This window comes from Aquabacterium sp. (assembly GCF_044226965.1).
Lineage (GTDB): Bacteria > Pseudomonadota > Gammaproteobacteria > Burkholderiales > Burkholderiaceae_C > Pseudaquabacterium.
This window is the reverse complement of record NZ_JBGAGA010000008.1, coordinates 83736-99669: the sequence shown is the minus strand read 5'-3', so window position 1 is coordinate 99669 and position 15934 is coordinate 83736. Positions and strand designations below refer to the sequence as shown.

Genomic DNA, 15934 nt, shown 5'->3' with positions numbered 1-15934 from the left:
CAGTTCAGACGCTACTTCTTCTTGTCTTCCTCCAGCGCACGGCGCAGCGCCTCGTTGTCGTCGCGCTGTTCGTTGCGCTGGTCCGGCATGCTCTGGATCATCTCGGTGGCCTTGTTCATGTCCACCGCCACCTCCTTGTCGAGCAGCGCGGTCACCGAGGCCGGCCAGAAGATCACCACGATCACCAGGATCAGCTGCATGATGACCCAGGGGATCGAGCCGAGGTAGATGTCGCTCGATTCCACCCGCTTGGGCAGCGCGCCGTTCTTGAACAGCGTGTCGGCGATGCCGCGCAGGTAGAACAGCGCGAAGCCGAAGGGCGGGTGCATGAAGCTGGTCTGCATGTTCACGCACAGCAGCACGCCGAACCAGATCAGGTTGATGCCCAGCTTGTCGGCCACCGGGCCCAGCAGCGGCAGGATGATGAACGCGATCTCGAAGAAGTCGAGGAAGAACGCGAGGAAGAAGATGAACACATTGACCACGAGCAGGAAGCCGACCTGGCCGCCCGGCAGGTTGGACAGCAGGTGTTCGATCCACTTCGCGCCGTCCACGCCCTGGAACACCAGCGAGAACATGCGCGAGCCGATCAGGATGAACACCACCATCGCGGTGATGCGCATGGTGCCCAGCATCGCCTCCTGCACCAGCGGCCAGGTCAGGCGCCGGTGCATCGCCGCCAGCACGAAGGCCCCCACCGCGCCCATCGCGCCGGCCTCGGTGGGCGTGCACACCGCGGTGTCGATGCCGGGCAACCCGCCCATGCTGCCGAGCACCGCGAAGATCAGCACCGCCGAAGGGATGATGCCGCGCAGGCACTTGGCCCACAGCGCCCAGCCCTGCAGCGTGCGCGCCTCCTTCGGCACGCCGGGCACGTGATGCGGCCGCACGCGCGACACGATGAAGGTGTAGATGATGAAGATCAGCACCTGCAGCACCGAGGGGCCCCAGGCGCCCTTGTACATGTCGCCCACGCTCTTGCCGAGCTGGTCGGCCAGCACCACCAGGATCAGCGAAGGCGGCACCAGCTGCGTGATGGTGCCCGAGGCCGCCAGCACGCCGGTGGCGTAGCGCATGTTGTAGCCGTAGCGCTGCATCACGGGCAGCGAAATCATCGCCATCGCGATCACCTGGCCCGCCACGGTACCGGTGATGGCGCCGAGGATGAAGCCGACGATGATCACCGAATAGCCCAGCCCGCCGCGCACCGGGCCGAAGAGCTGGCCCATCGAGTCGAGCATGTCTTCGGCCAGGCCGCACTTCTCGAGCAGTGCGCCCATCATCGTGAAGAACGGAATCGCCAGCAGCAGGTCGTTGGACAGGATGCTGAACACGTTCAGCGGCAGGTTGGCCAGGAAGCTGGCCGGGAACCAGCCCTGCGACACCGCGAACAGGCCGCAGCCCAGGCCCAGCGCGGCCAGCGAGAAGGCCACCGGAAAGCCGATCAGCATCACCAGCACCAGGCCGGCGAACATGAGTGGCGGAAAGACGTCCATGCTCATTGCAGCGGCCTCTCGTAGTGGGTGTCCATGTCGTACTTGTGTGCCAGCCAGGCGGCGCGCTTGATCACCTCGGACACACCCTGCAGCAGCATCAGCGCGAAGCCCAGCGGCAGCATCCCCATCGCCGGCCAGCGGATGAGTCCGCCGGCGTTGTTGGACATCTCGCCGGTGAGGTACATGCGGGCGAAGATCGGCCACGAGAAGTACACCATCGTGACCATCACCGGCAGCAGGAAGACCACCAGGCCGGCCAGGTCGATCAGCACCTTGGTGCGACCGCCATAACGACCATACAGCACGTCCACTCGCACATGCTCGTTGACGCGCAGCACCTGCGGCGCGCCGAGCATCACGCAGGCCGCGAACAGGTACCACTGCACCTCCAGCCAGCCATTGGAGCTGGTGTTGAAGGCATAGCGCACGATGGCGTTGCCGGCGCTGATGGCGCAGGCCAAGAACACGGTGTATTTGGCGAGGATGGCGAACCGGTCCGTGACCCAGTCCACCCTTCGGGCGAGGGCGAGCATTGTCTCCATGCGTCTTCCGTGGCGGTGGCGGCGCGCAGCGGCGCCGATGGCCGCGCACTCTAGGAGCCGCGCGCTGAAACGCGGCTGAACGGCGCGCGGTTTTTACGCGCTTTTTACGGCGCGCTTGACGCCGGCCGCCATGGAAGAATGACGGCTCCCCGATGCCGCCGACAAGATGAACGCTCCGGTCCTGCGACGCCTGCCCGCACCGGCGGACCTGCTGCTGGTGCTGGCCGTGGTGGCCCTGTCGACCGGCGTGTGCGCGCTGTTCGAGCCCTACCTCGAAAGCGCGAACCTGGTGCTGGTCTACACCGCCGGCGTGGCCTTCGCAGCCTACCGTCGCGGCGAGGCGGCCTCGATCCTCACGGTGTTGGCGAGCATCCTGGTGTTCGACTGGATCTTCGTCGCGCCGCGCTGGTCGCTCAAGCCCACCGATCCTCAGCACTACTTCACCTTCGCGGTGATGCTGGCCGTGGGCATGCTGATCGGTCGGCTGGCCGAGCGCGCGCGCCAGCAGACGACGCTGGCCGAGACGCGCGCGCGCCGCGCGCAGGCGCTGCAGCGGCTGACCGAGCGGCTCACGTTCGCGAAGACGCGCGAGGCCGTGCAGGCCGCGCTGCAGCAGCAGGTTGCCGACACACTGGGCCTGGCCTCGACGATCAGCTGGGACGACGAGCTGCGCCTGATGGCCGCCGCCACGCCGCCGCCGGGCACGGCGATCGCGCTGGCGGCCAACGGCATCGGCTTCGGCGTGTTCCGCATCGCTGGCGACGGACCGGCGCCGGCCAGCGAGCAGCGCGAGATGCTCGAAGCCTTCGCCAACCAGGCCTCGCTCGCGCTGGAGCGCAACCTGTTCGAGTCGCGCAGCGCCGAGGCCGCGCTGCGCGCCGAGAGCGAGCGCCTGCGCAACACCTTGCTGTCGGCGATATCGCACGACTTCCGCACGCCGCTGACCACCATCGTCGGCGCCACCACCAGCCTGCTGGAGCAGCAAGACCGGCTCGGACCGGCGGCGCGCCAGGCCCTGCTGCAGGCGGTGCTGCAGGAATCGGTGCGGCTGCACGAGCAGATGAGCGACCTGCTCGAACTCACGCGGCTCGAGGGCGGCGCGCTGCGGCCACGCCCCGAATGGTGCCCGGTCGATGAGCTGGTGGCCGCGGCCCTGGGTGCCGTGGAGGCGCGTCTGTCGGGGCACGCTGTGCGCAGCGCCCTGCCAGATGAGCTGTTCGGCTGGGGCGATGCGCATCTGCTGCAGCGGGCACTGGTGAACCTGCTCGACAACGCGGCCCGCCACACGCCGCCCGGCACGCGGGTGGAGGTGGCCGCGGGCTGCGAGGCCGGGCAGTGGTGGATCGAGGTGCGCGACGACGGACCCGGCCTCGCGCCGGGCAGCGAGCAGCAGGCCTTCCAGAAATTCCACCATGGCGCCGGCGGTGGCGCCGGCAGCGGCACCGGGCTGGGCCTGGCCATCTGCGGTGCGGTGGCCCGCGTGCATGGCGGCCAGGTCGAGGCGCGCACGAGCCCGGGCTTCGCGGTGCGGCTGACGCTGCCGCAACCCGCCGGCGCGCCGACCGAGGAGCTCACCGCGTGAGCCAGGGCGCGCCGGTGCAGACGCTGGTCGTCGAGGACGACGAGGCGATCCGCCAGATGCTGCGGACCACGCTGGAAGCCGAAGGACATCGCGTGCACACCGCACGCTCGCTGCGCGAAGGCCTGACACTGGCCGGGAATCGGCGGCTGGACCTCTTCATCGTCGACCTGGGCCTGCCCGATGGCGACGGCCTGCAGCTGATCCATGCACTGCGCAAATGGACCAGCCGGCCTGTGCTGGTGCTGTCGGCCCGCACCGATGAAACGCAGAAGGTGCAGGCATTGGACGCCGGCGCGGACGACTACGTCACCAAGCCCTTCGGCGTGGCCGAGTTGCATGCGCGGGTACGCGTGGCGCTGCGGCACGCCGCGCGGCCTGCGCGACTGGCCAGCACGCTGCTGCGCTGTGGGGCTGTGAGCATCGACCTCGGCACCAAGCGCGTCCAGCGCGGCGCCGAGGAGCTCAAGCTCACCGCCACGCAGTGGCGGCTTCTCGAGGTCCTGGCGCGCCATGCGGGCCGCGTCGTCACCGCGGACAGGCTGCTGGCCGAGGTCTGGGGCCCCAGCCATGCCGAGCAGCGCCACTACCTGCGCATCTACGTGCGCCAGCTGCGGCAAAAGCTCGAGCAGGACCCGGCGCGCCCGCGCTACCTGCTCAACGACACCGGCATCGGCTACCGGCTGATGACCGACGAGGAAGTGGGCGGCGCGCCGTCCTAGTCGAGCATCACATCGGCCACGTGCGCCACGCTGTGCGTGCGCGTGTTGTCCGCGTCGGCCCCCACCGCGATGCCCAGCAGCGGCGGCACCGTGTGCGTCTCGTCGCCGAACAGGCGCAGGAAGTCGGCGTCGATGTTGCGCTGCTCGTGCTGCCACTGGTGCAGCGGCGCGTTGGGGCCCTGCAGCACGATGAAGCGGATGCGGCGTGTGAAGGCGTTGTCCAGCACCGCGCCGGCGGCCAGGTGCGCGTCCCACACGTAGCAGACACTGGCCGCGGGCAGCACCTCGCCCGAGCGCATGCGCGCCACCCGCAGCACCTGGCGTTCGACGAAGGGCACCAGTTGCAGCGGCAGGTCGTACAGCGCACACACCTTGACCGGGCTGTCGTCGCCGGCGCGGCGCGTGAGGTCGGACTGCGGATTGGGCTCGTCGACGCGCCAGCGCCAGCTCAGGCGGTGCGGTGCGCCGGTGTCTTCGTGCAGCGGATGCACCAGATTGCCGTAGGACGAATCGGCCTCGACCTTCAGCACCCGCTGGCCGTCGAGCGAGACCACGCTGAAGCGCGTGAAGGGCTTGGTCTGCTGCGGCAGGCCGGCCACATGCCAGGGCGCGGGCGGGGTGTCGCCCGCCACGGCGGCCAGCGGCGCCAGGGTCAGCGTGGGCGCGGGGCTTGCGCCCAGCAGCAGCAGCGCGCAGGGCGCGAGCAGGAGCTTGAAATTCACCGGCCCATTTTCACCGCAGCGCGCCGGCCGTGCCTTGATTCAGCGCGGCTCCGGCAACGCCCACCAGCGGCGAACCCACGCATGGTCCAGCGACCAGCGGCCCGGCCCCCACAGCAGCAGCGCCACCAGCAGGCTGCCCCAGAAGACGTGCTGCTGCCGCGCGGCGTCGGTGATGTCGGGCAGGCTGATCGCCGCGACGGCATTGACGCACAGCAGCCCGAGCGCCGCGAAGCGCGTGCCCAGGCCCAGCACCAGCAACACCGGCAACGCCAGCTCGCCGGCCGTGCCCAGCGCGGCGGCCAGTTCGGGCGGCAGCAGCGGCACGTGGTACTCCTCCATGAACAGCGCGAGCGTGATGTCCCAGTCGCGCAGCTTGGTCAGGCCCGACAGGAAGAACACCTGGGCCACGTAGCCGCGCGCCAGCAGCAGCGCCAGCGGCTGCAGCGCTTCCAGCCAGCCGATGATGCGCGCGGCGGGCGCGGCCAGTGCGCGCAGCGGCGGCGGGCTCATCGTTCCGCGGCCGCCGCGTGCGGTGGGCACGGCAGCACCGCGGCCAGCCAGCCGTGCTGCAGGGCCTGCATCAGCCAGGCCTCGAAGTCGAGGCCCTCGCCCGCGGCGTCCAGCGCCACGGCGAGCGGCTGCGCACCGAGCAGCGCCTGCGTGAAGCGGGCTTCGGCATCGGCCAGGGCGCTGACGCGCGGGCGCCAGCCTTCGCGCCACACCAGGGCCTGCTCGCCGCGCTGCTGCGCGAAGGCCTCGCGCACGGGCGCGAAGCGGTCTTCCGCGTGGCTGCGATGGGCCTGCCAGATCGTCACGATCGGCCAGCGCGAGGCCAGCAGCACCAGCCCGGGCCGCAGCACCAGCGCGAGCTCGGCCGGGTCGTCCGTGACCAGCCGCTGCAGGCCTTCGGGCGGGGCATGCGCGTCGGCCGCGGTCTCGGCCCGGTGCACGGCCCAGTCCAGCCGCGCGCAATCGGCCAGGTAGGGTTCGCTGGCCAGTTGCGCATCGGCCGCCAGGGCCTCGGCCAAGCCAGCGCCGTACAGCGCCATATCACCGCAAGTGGGCGGCCGTTCGCGCCAGTGCCGCGCAGCCACGGCGGCAAACGCCTCTTCGCCGATCAGTTCGGCCACGGTGGGGTAGGCCGCGGCCAGCGCACGGGCGGCCAGCGCCTCGCCGTTCGCGCGGTAGGCCGAGAGCCCGCGCGCCTGGCGCGGCGCCGCGTCGCGCAGCCAGCCGGCCAGCGTGGCATCGGGTGCCTCGCGCCACAGCGTGCGCAGCAGCAGTTGCTGGCGCTGGGCCTCGCGCTCGCAGGCGGCGTCGCAGCTCATGCGGGTACCGGCTCTGCCACCGGTTGCACGTCGATCGCCCGCTCGATGCAGCGCTGCGCGCGCGCCGCTTCATCCAGCAGCACGTCCAGCGCCGGCAGTGCGGTGTCCCATTCGATCAGCGTGGGCACCGACCCCAGGCGCCGCAGCGCATGGGCATAGGCCTGCCACACCGGCGGATGCACGCGCGAGCCATGGTCGTCGATCACGATGTCGCCCAGCTCGGCATAGCCGGCCAGGTGGATCTCGCCGACGATGGCGGGATCGATCGCCTCGATGAAGGCACAGGCCGCCTCGACCGGCGGCTGGCCGGCGTTCAGTGCATTGACGACCAGGTTGTTCACGTCCAGCAGCAGGCCGCAGCCCGTGCGGCCTGCCAGCTGGTTGAAGAAATCGGCCTCGGCCAGGCTGTCGTCGGCCCAGCCGAGGTAGGCCGAGAGGTTCTCGACCAGCAGCGGCCGCCGCAGCCGGTCCTGCACCCGCTGCACGTTGGCCGCCATGATGGCCAGCGAGCCCGGCGTGAAGGCCACCGGCAGCAGGTCGTTGCCATGCAGCACCGGCTGGCCCGGCCGCAGCGGCGCCCGCGCGAAGCTGGCATGGTCGCTGACGCGCACCGGCTCGACGCGCTCGACCAGCCGCGCCAGCTGCTCCAGGTGCCAGGCATCCAGCCCGCAGGCCGAGCCCAGCGACAGGCCCACGCCATGCAGGCTGACCGGGTAGGCGGCGCGGCCCTCGGCCAGCACCGCCAGGGCCGCCCCGCCCTCGGCGAAGAAGTTCTCCGAGTGCACCTCGATGAAGGCCAGCGCCGGCCGCCGCTCGAGCAGCTCGGCGTAATGCGGCTGGCGCCAGCCAATGCCAACGATGGGAGCGCTCATGGAAGCCTGCAAGAAACGGTGAGCGAAGCGCCGAAGTCCCCCTGGGACAGGTCGCCAAAGGCGACCAGGGGCGGCCTCAGTCGAAGGGCGTGGCCCGATCCGGGTTGCCCGGTCGGGTCACGCGGCCCCCTCGGGGGGCGGCCGCCAGGCGGCCGGGGGCTCACTTTTTCATCTTGGCCTTGGCGTCGGCTTCGGTCATGCCCTTCATGCTGGCGCAGGTGCCCTTGGCGACGTACTTCCATTCGTCGGCACCCATGTCGACCTTGGACTGGCCGGCGCAGGAATGCGAGCCCGAGAGGTTGGCGCAGTCGTTCTGGCCGGCCTTGACGATGCCGAAGCACTTTTCCTTTTCCTTGCCCTGCGCGGCAGCCTGGCCGGCGAGGCCCAGGGCCAGCACCGAAGCGAGGGCGGACGAGATGATGAGGCGTTGGTTCATGGAAACTCCGTTGACGGTTGGGTATGGGGTGAATATACGGATCGCCTTGGCAATTGGATCCATGCTGGCGACAGGCGTCTGTCGGCCGCCCCGCAGAATTCCTTACACTGCGCGTCGATTCAATCCCCAGCAACCCAGCGTGACCCCATTCGTCGACCAGGTCGAGCAGTTACGCCCTCAGCTCCTGCGCTTTGCCCGCAGCCAGTTGCGCAACGACGCCTGGGCCGAGGACGCCGTCTCGGAAACCCTGCTGGCCGCGCTGGAGAAGCCGCAGTCCTTTGCCGGCCAGTCACAGCTGAAGACCTGGCTGGTGGGTGTGCTCAAGCACAAGGTGGTGGACCAGCTGCGCCGCCACACCCGTGAAGCCACCGTGCTGACCACCGAGGACGGCGACGATTTCGACGAGGCCTTCTTCGACGAGACCGGCCACTGGCGCGACAAGCAGGCCGACTGGGGCGACCCCGAGGCCAGCTGCGGCCAGCACCAGTTCCTGCAGGTGATGGACATCTGCATCGAGCAGCTGCCCGCGATGCAGGGCCGCGTGTTCATGATGCGCGAGTGGCTGGAGCTCGAATCTGTCGAGATCTGTAAGGAACTGCAGATCAGCTCGACAAACCTGTGGGTGCTGCTGCACCGTGCCCGACTGCGGTTGCGGGAATGCCTGCAACAGCGTTGGTTCGATGGTCGCGCGTGATGATTGACGATGGCATGAAAGTCCGCCGCTCCTGCAAGGAGGTGACTCGCCTGGTGCTGGAGTCGGAAGATCGCGAGCTCACGCTGCTGGAAAAGGCCTCGCTGCAGTTCCACTGGCTGGCCTGCACCAACTGCACCCGCTTCCGCAACCAGGCCGCGCTGATGCACGAGGCCGTCAAGCGCTGGCGCCAGTACCGCGACGAAGGCGACGACACGCCGGCGGCCTGAGCGGCCGGCGCCTGCCGCGCCGCGCGACCCCTCAATCGATCCGGCCGGTGCTGTGCTGGTGGTGCTCGGCCGGGCGCGTGAGGGCCACCGTCACCGCCAGCAGGATGGCCCGCACCTGCTCGTCCAGCGCCAGCGGGCGGCAGCCCGGGTAGCGGGCGGCCTGCTCGGGCAGCGGCGGCAGGTGGATGAAGCCACCGCTCAGGCCGGGCCAGGCGCGCAGGCGATGCATCAGCGTGTAGAAGACCTGGTTGCAGACGAAGGTGCCGGCCGAGTGCGACACCTCCACCGGCAGCCCCGCCTCGTGCAGGGCGGCATGCAGCGCCTTCACCGGCAAACTCGTGAAGTAAGCGGCCGGCCCCTCGGCCACCACCGGCTCGTCGATCGGCTGCACGCCGGCGTTGTCCGGAATGCGCGCGTCGATCAGGTTCACCGCCAGGCGTTCGATCGACACCGCGGCGCGGCTGGCCGCCAGGCCCAGGCCGAGCACCAGGCAGGGCCGCAGGCTGTCGATCGCCGCGTTCAAGGCAGGCATTGCATCGGCAAAGGTGCAGGGCAGGCGCAGCGCCACCAGCCGGTGGCCGGCCACGCGGCGCCCGTCCAGTGCGCGGGCCACTTCCCACGAGGGGTTGAGCCTGTCGCCATCAAAGGGCTCGAAGCCGGTGATCAGGATGGGTGCGCTCATGCTCGGTACGGTCATGCGGCCATCATCGCAGGGTGCAGCCGGGCCAGCACCGGCTGCAGGCCGGCCAGGGCCGGCGCCGTGCCGACGGCCATCGCGGCCGGGCACCAGGGGTAAGGCAGGCCGTCGAGCCAGTCGGTCACCGGCGCCAGCGCGCTGGGCGGCAGCACGGTGCTGCGCATGATCGTCACCTTCAGGCCCTGCACGCGGAACGGCAGCTCCTGCTGGAAGCGCCAGTCGTAGCGGCCGCAGGCGATGCGCAGCTGGCCGCTGTCCTTGGACGACATGCCGGTCAGCCAGTCGCACGAGAACTCCGGGCTGACCCAGTCGGCGCCGGGCCGCTGCAGGCAGAAGGTGTAGACGTTCTCGTAGTGGCGGCCGAAATGCCGCACCAGCGCGCGAGTGATCGCCTCGCGGCCCTGGGCCAGCGAGGATGAGTGCGCGCACTCGCCGTCGACCACGGTTTCGAGCCAGGCATCCTCGGCGAAGGCCTGGCCCATCAGGTGCGGGCGGTTGCCGTCCTTGGCGCGGCAGAAGGCACTCACCCGCTGTTCGGCAATGCATCGTGGTGACATGGCGACCACTCCCAACGGAGTCTCCCTCTGCACTGGCCGGCGGCGCTTCGGCCGCCTGGGCTCAACCGGCCGGCGTACCCCAGCCGCCGCCGCCCGGGGTCTCGATCACGAACACGTCGCCCGGCTGCATCTCGACCGAGCCGATGTGGCCCAGGGCCTCGGTGCGGCCGTTGGCGCGCTCGACCCGGTTGACGCCCGGCGCCCCGGCCTGCCCGCCGGCCAGCCCGAACGCGCCGGCACTGCGGCCGTTGCTGAGGATAGAGGCCGTCATCGGCTGCAGGAAGCGCACGCGGCGGATCCCGCCATCGCCGCCGCGCCAGCGGCCGGCACCGCCCGAGCCGCGGCGGATCTCGTAGCTGTCCAGCCGCACGGGGTAGCGGAACTCCAGCACCTCGGGGTCGGTGAGCCGCGAGTTGGTCATGTGCGTCTGCACCACCGCGCAGCCGTCGAAGCCGGGTCCGGCGCCGGAGCCGCCGGAGATGGTTTCGTAGTACTGCCGCTCGTCGTCGCCGAAGGTGAAGTTGTTCATCGTGCACTGGCTCGCGGCCATCACGTTCAGCGCGCCGTACAGCGCGTTGGTGACGCAGGACGAGGTCTCGACATTGCCGGCCACCACCGCGGCCGGCGCGCGCGGATTGAGCATGCAGCCCTCGGGCACGATCACGTGCAGCGGCTTCAGGCAGCCGGCGTTCAGCGGGATCTCGTCGTCCACCAGCGTGCGGAAGACGTACAGCACCGCCGCCATCGTCACCGCCTTGGGCGCGTTGAAGTTGTTCGGCAACTGCTCGCTGGTGCCGGTGAAATCGATGGTGGCGGAGCGGCTGGCGCTGTCGACCGAGACCTTCACCGCGATCTGCGCGCCGTTGTCCAGCGGCAGCGTGAAGCGGCCATCGCCCATCGCGCTGGTCAGCGCGGTGATCACGCGGCGCACCGACTCCTCGGCGTTGTCCTGCACATGCTGCATGTAGGCCGCCACGGTGGTGCGGCCGAACTGGTCGACCATCGCGCGCAGCTCCTGCACGCCCTTCTCGTTGGCGGCGATCTGCGCCCGCAGGTCGGCAATCGTCTGGTCCGGATTGCGCGCCGGCCAGGGGCCCGAAGCCAGCGCGTCGCGCAGCGCCTGCTGGCGCAGCTGGCCGTCGCGCACCAGCAGGAAGTTGTCGAGCAGCACGCCCTCTTCCTCGATCGTGCGCGAGAACGGCGGCACCGAGCCCGGCGTGATGCCGCCGATGTCGCCATGGTGGCCGCGGCTGGCGACGAAGAAGCTCGGCTTCGCGTCGCTGCGCTCGAGGTACACCGGTGTGACCACGGTGACGTCCGGCAGGTGCGTGCCGCCGTGGTACGGGTCGTTCAGCACGTAGACGTCGCCCTGGTGCATGGCCGGGTTGCGCTCGATCACGGTCTTGATCGATTCGCTCATGGAGCCCAGGTGCACCGGCATGTGCGGCGCATTGGCGATCAGCTGGCCCTGCGCGTCGAACAGCGCGCAGGAGAAGTCCAGCCGCTCCTTGATGTTCACCGAGTAGGCGGTGTTCTGAAGCCGCAGGCCCATCTGCTCGGCGATGTTCATGAACAGGTTGTTGAACACCTCCAGCATCACCGGGTCGGCCTCGGTGCCGATGGCATGCGCCACCGCGCGGGCGCGGATGCGGTGCAGCGCCAGCGAACCGTCGTCGCCCAGCTGCGCCTGCCAGCCGGGCTCGACCACCGTGGTGGCATTGCGTTCGGCGATCACCGCCGGGCCGTCGATGATCGAGCCGGCCGGCAGGGCCTCGCGCTGGAACAGGCCGGCCTCGCGCCAGGTGTCGGCGCCGCCGTCGTCCGGCGCGCTGAACATCTGCACGGTGGCCAGCGGCGCGGGCCGCTGCGAGACGCTGAAGCTGCGCGTGGCCTCTTCCGGCATGTGCTCGCCGGCGCCGATGGCCTCGACCGACACCGCCTCGATCACCAGCTTGCGGTCAGGCATCAGGAAGGCGAAGCGCTGGCGGTAGCCGGCCTCGAACTCGGCCTTGGCCTGCGCGGCATCGGCCATCGCGACCTGCAGCGTGGTGTCGGTCCCTTCGTAGCGCAGGTGCAGGCGCTCGCGCCGCGTGATGCGCTCGGCCGGCACGCCCTGCGCGGCCACCTCGGCCACCGCCGAGGCGCCGAGCGCGTCGATGCGCTCGCGCGCGACCTGCAGGCCGCCGGCATCGAGCGGCTGCTCGAGCGAGGACTCGCGCATCGCGATCTGGTCGGCCAGGCCCATGCCGTAGGCCGACAGCACGCCGGCCAGCGGATGCACCAGCACACGCTGCATGCCCAGCGCATCGGCCACCAGGCAGGCATGCTGGCCGCCCGCGCCGCCGAAGCACTGCAGCGTGTAATTGGTGACGTCGTAGCCGCGCGCCACCGAGATGCGCTTGATGGCATTGGCCATGCTGGCCACCGCGATCTGCAGCGCGCCGGCGGCCACGGCCTCGGGCGAGGTGGGCTTGCCGGTGGCCGCCGTCATGCGCGCGGCCAGCGCGCTGAAGCCGGCCACCACCGCATCGCGGTCCAGCGCCTGGTCGGCCGCGGGCCCGAACACCTTGGGGAAATGGGCCGGCTGGATCTTGCCCAGCATCACGTTCGCATCGGTCACCGCCAGCGGGCCGCCGCGGCGGTAGCAGGCCGGGCCGGGGTTGGCGCCCGCCGATTCCGGCCCGACGCGCAGCCGCGCGCCGTCGAAGCTGATGATCGAGCCGCCGCCGGCGGCCACGGTGTGGATGCTCATCATCGGCGCACGCATGCGCACGCCGGCCACCTGGGTCTCGAACGCGCGCTCGAACTCGCCGGCGAAGTGGGACACGTCGGTCGAGGTGCCACCCATGTCGAAGCCGATGACCTTGTCGTGGCCCGCGGCCTGCGCGGTGCGCACCATGCCGACGATGCCGCCGGCCGGGCCGGACAGAATCGCGTCCTTGCCCTGGAAGCGCTGCGCCTCGGTGAGGCCACCCGAGCTCTGCATGAAGAACAGCCGCACGCCGGGCATCTGGCTCGACACCTGCTCGACATAGCGGCGCAGGATCGGCGACAGGTAGGCGTCGACCACCGTGGTGTCGCCGCGCGACACCAGCTTCATCAGCGGGCTCACCTCGTGGGAGGTGCTGATCTGCGTGAAGCCGATCTCGCGCGCGATGGCCGCGGCCGCGGTCTCGTGCGCCGGGTAGCGGTCGCCGTGCATGAAGACGATCGCGCAGGAGCGGATGCCGCTGTCGTAGGACGCCTGCAGCGCGCGCCGCAGCGAGGAAGTCTCCAGGCCCTGGATCAGCTCGCCCTTGGCGCCGACGCGTTCCTGCGCCTCGATCACCTGCTCGTACAGCAGTTCGGGCAGCACGATGTGGCGGTCGAACAGCCGCGGCCGCGCCTGGTAGGCGATGCGCAGCGCGTCACGGAAGCCCTTGGTGATGACCAGCAGCGTGCGGTCGCCCTTGCGCTCCAGCAGCGCATTGGTGGCAACGGTGGTGCCCATCTTCACGCACTCGACCCGCTCGGGCGTGATCGGCTCGCCGGCCTTCAGCCCCAGCAGTCGGCGGATGCCCTCGACCGCGGCGTCGCGGTACTGCTCGGGGTTCTCGCTCAGCAGCTTGGCGGTGGTCAGCGTGCCGTCGGGCCGGCGGCCGACGATGTCGGTGAAGGTACCGCCGCGATCGATCCAGAACTGCCAGCGCGGTTGGGTGGGGGTGTGCATGGAGCCTCAGCTGTTGGTGAAGTATGAAATGAACATCTGGTTCGCTTCGGGGCCGACCTGGCGGACCCATTCGAGCGAAAGTTTCTCGCCCATGCGGCGCAAGGCCTGGGCGAATTCGGGGCCGACGGCCTCGACGTGCATGCCGTTGCTGCGCAAGGTGTCGACCGATTCGCTGGCCGCGCGCTCGCTGGCCTGCCAGCCGCGCGCCTCCGCAGCGCCGGCGGCCTGCATCAGGCGGGCTTGCGTCTCGGCATCGAGCTGGTCGTAGGCGGACTGGCGCACCATCAGCAGGTTCTTCGGGAACCAGGCGTTGATTGGATAGAAATACTTCAGGCCGGTCCAGACGCGGCTTTCCACCCCGGTGACGGCGGAAGTGATCATCGCATTCAGGCGCCCCTCGGCCAGCGCCTGGCCGACCTGGATCATCGGCACGTCCACCGGCCGCGCCTGCATCAGCTCGGCGATGCGCACGGTGGTGCTGTTGTAGGTGCGCATGGCCTGGCCCCGCAGGTCGCCGACACCGGCAATCGGCTTCTGCGAGAACAGGCCCTGCGGCGGCCAGGGCACGGCCATCAGCACGCGCAGGCCACGCGCCGCCAGGTGCTTCTCGATCAGCGGCCGCTGGTGGCGCCACAGCCGCCGTGCGTCGGCATAGCTGCGCACGATGAAGGGCACGCTGTCGGCACCGGCCAGCGGAATCTCCTTCACCAGCCCGGTCATGATGGCCTCGCCGGCCTCGGCCTCACCGGCCTGCAGGCCGCCCAACATACGTGTTAGCGGAATCAGGCTGCCCTCGGCCTGCAGGCGGATGCGAAGGCCCCCGGCGGTGGCCTGTGCCACCTCGTCGGCCATCTGCTGCAGGTTCAGCCCGTGCAGCGAATCGGCCCGGTAGCCGGTGGCCAGGCGCCAGGTGGTGCCTGCCGCGTTCGCCGCGACGCTGCAGGCGGTGCCCGCGAGCATCAGTCCCAGGTGCCGACGTCGAATCATCGCGATCTCCGGTCCGTGGAAGGCAGGCAACTGCAGGCGGGGCCTACATCAGGCTGGGCCCGATGAGCACGATCTGCGGGAAGGCATAGATCAGCAGCACGGCCAACACCAGCAGCATGAAGAACGGCAGCGCCATGCGGGCCAGTTCGGGCAGCTCGCGCTTGGTCAGGCCCTGCAGCACGAAGAGGTTGAAGCCCACCGGCGGCGTGATCTGCGCCATCTCGACCACCAGCACGATGAAGACGCCGAACCAGATCAGGTCGATGTGCGCGGCCTGCACCGTGGGCAGCAGCACCGCCATCGTCAGCACCACCATCGAGATGCCGTCGAGGAAGCAGCCGAGCAGGATGAAGAACGCCATCAGCAGCATCAGCAGCCAGAACTGCGACAGGTGCAGCCCGCCGATGAACAGCGCCACCTCGCGCGGCAGGCCGATGAAGCCCATGGCCAGCGTGAGGAAGGCGGCGCCCGCCAGGATCAGGCCGATCATGCAGTACACCCGGCAGGCGGCGTACAGCCCTTCCTTGAACGAGGCCCAGGTCAGCGAGCGCTCGATGGCACTGAGCGCCAGCGCCCCGGCCACGCCCATCGCGGCCGATTCGGTGGCAGTGGCCACGCCGCTGTAGATGGCGCCGATCACCAGCGCGATCAGCGAGACGATGGGGATCAGGTGGCGCCCGGCATAGAGCTTCTGGCTGAAGCTCATGTCGGCGTCGGCCGCCGGCACCTTGTCCTTGTTGCGCAGCGCCCAGATCGCGATGTAGACGGAGAAGATGGCCATCAGCATCACGCCCGGGATCACGCCGGCCACGAACAGCTTGGCGATCGAGACGTCGGCCGCCACCGCGTAGACGATCATGATGATCGAAGGCGGGATCAGCAGCCCGAAGGTGCCGGCGCCGGCCAGCGAGCCCATCGAGATGTCGTCAGGGTAGCCGCGCTTCTTCAGCTCCGGCAGCGTGATCTTGCCGATGGTGGCGCAGGTGGCGGCGCTCGAGCCCGACACCGCCGCGAAGATGCCGCAGCCGATGACGTTGGCATGCAGCAGCCGGCCGGGCAGCCGGTTCAGCCACGGCGCCAGGCCCTTGAACATGTCGGCGGTCAGTCGCGAGCGGAACAGGATCTCGCCCATCCACAGGAACAGCGGCAGCGCCGTCAGCGTCCAGCTCGAGGTGGAGCCCCAGATCGTGAAGACCATGCTGTCGCCGACCGGGCGGCTGCTGAAGAATTCCATCGCGAACAGCGCGACGCCCAGCAGCGACAGCCCGATCCACAGGCCCGAGCCGAGCACGACGATCATCAGCACGATGAGCAGGCCGGCAATGAAGATATCCATGTTGATTGCGTGTTATCGGTTGCGTGGATG

16 protein-coding genes are annotated in these 15934 nt (G+C 70.0%); 4 read left to right on the top strand and 12 right to left on the bottom strand.

From position 1 onward, the window contains the following. Window positions 1-11 precede the first annotated feature (11 nt). Entirely contained in the window at window positions 12-1502 is a 1491-nt protein-coding gene (locus tag ACILR4_RS05785) for a TRAP transporter large permease subunit (protein WP_395699884.1), read from the bottom strand. Next, a complete protein-coding gene (locus ACILR4_RS05780; protein ID WP_395699883.1) occupies window positions 1499-2038 on the bottom strand; it encodes a TRAP transporter small permease subunit in 540 nt (179 codons plus the stop codon). Before ACILR4_RS05780 ends, ACILR4_RS05785 begins: the two co-directional genes overlap by 4 nt. Window positions 2039-2204: 166 nt before the next feature. Between ACILR4_RS05780 and ACILR4_RS05775 the strand changes: the two genes are divergently transcribed. Then, window positions 2205-3620: a DUF4118 domain-containing protein gene (locus tag ACILR4_RS05775; protein WP_395699882.1), complete on the top strand. Its 1416-nt coding sequence runs from the start codon at window positions 2205-2207 to the stop codon at window positions 3618-3620. Then, the gene (locus ACILR4_RS05770) at window positions 3617-4339 is read left to right on the top strand and encodes a response regulator (RefSeq protein WP_395699881.1); all 723 of its coding nucleotides are present in this window, start codon (window positions 3617-3619) and stop codon (window positions 4337-4339) included. Before ACILR4_RS05775 ends, ACILR4_RS05770 begins: the two co-directional genes overlap by 4 nt. On the opposite strand, the gene ACILR4_RS05765 is transcribed toward ACILR4_RS05770, so the two are convergent. From ACILR4_RS05765 to ACILR4_RS05745, 5 genes are all read right to left on the bottom strand, one after another. After that, window positions 4336-5061 (bottom strand): DUF3047 domain-containing protein, encoded by a 726-nt coding sequence (locus tag ACILR4_RS05765; RefSeq protein ID WP_395699880.1) that lies wholly within the window; start codon window positions 5059-5061, stop codon window positions 4336-4338. The genes ACILR4_RS05770 and ACILR4_RS05765 overlap by 4 nt on opposite strands. Before the next feature lie 39 nt (window positions 5062-5100). Then, window positions 5101-5571 carry a DoxX family protein gene (locus tag ACILR4_RS05760; protein WP_395699879.1) on the bottom strand — a complete coding sequence of 157 codons (471 nt, stop codon included), beginning with the start codon at window positions 5569-5571 and terminating at the stop codon, window positions 5101-5103. Next, window positions 5568-6389, bottom strand: a complete 822-nt coding sequence (locus ACILR4_RS05755) for a putative DNA-binding domain-containing protein (RefSeq protein WP_395699878.1) — start codon at window positions 6387-6389, stop codon at window positions 5568-5570. The genes ACILR4_RS05760 and ACILR4_RS05755 overlap by 4 nt, the downstream gene beginning before the upstream one ends. Beyond that, window positions 6386-7261 carry a DUF692 domain-containing protein gene (locus ACILR4_RS05750; protein WP_395699877.1) on the bottom strand — a complete coding sequence of 292 codons (876 nt, stop codon included), beginning with the start codon at window positions 7259-7261 and terminating at the stop codon, window positions 6386-6388. The genes ACILR4_RS05755 and ACILR4_RS05750 overlap by 4 nt, the downstream gene beginning before the upstream one ends. A gap of 160 nt (window positions 7262-7421) precedes the next feature. Continuing rightward, entirely contained in the window at window positions 7422-7697 is a 276-nt protein-coding gene (locus ACILR4_RS05745) for a DUF2282 domain-containing protein (protein ID WP_395699876.1), read from the bottom strand. Window positions 7698-7836: 139 nt separating this feature from the next. On the opposite strand from ACILR4_RS05745, the gene ACILR4_RS05740 reads away from it, so the two are divergent. Beyond that, window positions 7837-8391, top strand: a complete 555-nt coding sequence (locus ACILR4_RS05740) for a sigma-70 family RNA polymerase sigma factor (protein WP_395699875.1) — start codon at window positions 7837-7839, stop codon at window positions 8389-8391. Window positions 8392-8405: 14 nt separating this feature from the next. After that, window positions 8406-8618, top strand: a complete 213-nt coding sequence (locus ACILR4_RS05735) for a zf-HC2 domain-containing protein (RefSeq protein WP_395699874.1) — start codon at window positions 8406-8408, stop codon at window positions 8616-8618. Window positions 8619-8649: 31 nt separating this feature from the next. Here the strand turns inward: ACILR4_RS05735 and pcp are convergent, their stop codons facing one another. The 5 genes from pcp to ACILR4_RS05710 all read right to left on the bottom strand — a co-directional run bounded on the left by pcp (window position 8650) and on the right by ACILR4_RS05710 (window position 15904). Beyond that, window positions 8650-9300: a pyroglutamyl-peptidase I gene (pcp, locus tag ACILR4_RS05730; RefSeq protein ID WP_395699873.1), complete on the bottom strand. Its 651-nt coding sequence runs from the start codon at window positions 9298-9300 to the stop codon at window positions 8650-8652. Window positions 9301-9311: 11 nt separating this feature from the next. Beyond that, complete coding sequence (locus tag ACILR4_RS05725) at window positions 9312-9872, bottom strand: hypothetical protein (RefSeq protein WP_395699872.1); 561 nt, start codon at window positions 9870-9872, stop codon at window positions 9312-9314. A gap of 61 nt (window positions 9873-9933) precedes the next feature. Further along, complete coding sequence (locus tag ACILR4_RS05720) at window positions 9934-13581, bottom strand: hydantoinase B/oxoprolinase family protein (RefSeq protein ID WP_395699871.1); 3648 nt, start codon at window positions 13579-13581, stop codon at window positions 9934-9936. Window positions 13582-13587: 6 nt separating this feature from the next. Beyond that, on the bottom strand, window positions 13588-14568 hold the full coding sequence (locus ACILR4_RS05715) for a TRAP transporter substrate-binding protein (RefSeq protein WP_395699870.1): 981 nt from the start codon (window positions 14566-14568) through the stop codon (window positions 13588-13590). Window positions 14569-14611: 43 nt separating this feature from the next. Next, window positions 14612-15904: a TRAP transporter large permease gene (locus ACILR4_RS05710; protein ID WP_395699869.1), complete on the bottom strand. Its 1293-nt coding sequence runs from the start codon at window positions 15902-15904 to the stop codon at window positions 14612-14614. Window positions 15905-15934 lie beyond the last annotated feature (30 nt).